Source organism: Bradyrhizobium lablabi (assembly GCF_001440475.1).
GTDB classification, from domain to species: Bacteria; Pseudomonadota; Alphaproteobacteria; order Rhizobiales; family Xanthobacteraceae; genus Bradyrhizobium; species Bradyrhizobium lablabi.
Genome location: NZ_LLYB01000047.1, coordinates 1,470 through 1,678, shown reverse-complemented (window position 1 = coordinate 1,678; position 209 = coordinate 1,470). Strand labels below are relative to the sequence as shown.

1 protein-coding gene is annotated in these 209 nt (G+C 67.0%); it reads left to right on the top strand.

The window, feature by feature from the left end:
• Positions 1 to 209 (top strand): hypothetical protein (locus CQ14_RS45820; protein WP_430650145.1); only part of this gene is annotated, 209 nt, incomplete at both ends.

The window sequence follows — 209 nt, the reverse complement described above, 5'->3', positions numbered from 1 at the left end:
GGCGGTCAACGTCACCTTCGGCGACGGCACCGGCGGCACGGTCAAGACGCTTGACCAGCTCAACGCACAGCTGCTCGCCAACAACATGAGCGCCACGGTCGACTCCAGCGGGAAGCTGACGATCTCCGCCTCCAACGACTACGCCTCCTCGACGCTCGGCTCGGCGACGGCAGGTGGCGCGATCGGCGGCACGCTGACCACGACGATTT